This window comes from Streptomyces prasinopilosus (assembly GCF_001419695.1).
Taxonomy (GTDB): Bacteria; Actinomycetota; Actinomycetes; order Streptomycetales; family Streptomycetaceae; genus Streptomyces; species Streptomyces prasinopilosus.
This window is the reverse complement of record NZ_LIRG01000107.1, coordinates 6,867-7,280: the sequence shown is the minus strand read 5'-3', so window position 1 is coordinate 7,280 and position 414 is coordinate 6,867. Positions and strand designations below refer to the sequence as shown.

The 414-nt window shown below is 66.4% G+C and carries 1 protein-coding gene; it reads left to right on the top strand.

Annotated features, from left to right (window positions below; genetic code table 11):
- Positions 1-228: 228 nt before the first annotated feature.
- Positions 229-414: hypothetical protein (locus tag AOK18_RS33995; protein WP_240503077.1), on the top strand; the 186-nt coding region annotated here is incomplete at its 3' end.

Genomic DNA, 414 nt, shown 5'->3' with positions numbered 1-414 from the left:
GGCGGACACCGACCTGCCCGCCACGGTCCCCCCCCCAGCTTCTCCCGTCAGGCGCGGAATCCCCGAAGCGACCTGCATGGTGTTCACATGGTGGAACGGAAAATCCCACTTACCGGGAACCGCGTCATCGTGTAATCTGCACGAAATTTTGCAGTCACGCAGAGGGCCAGCGTCGTCCCTCGGCACTTCACACATGCCACATGACGACGACGGGAAGAGCCGATGCGTATGACGCGCCAGCCGTCCCAGCATCCCGCGCATGGCCAGAACTGGTCCTTCATGGATGCTCGCCCTGCCCCGCAGGGCCTGTACGACCCCCGCGACGAGCACGACGCCTGCGGCGTCGGCTTCGTCGCCACCCTCACCGGCGAGGCGTCCCACACCCTGGTCGAGCAGGCACTCACCGTCCTGCGC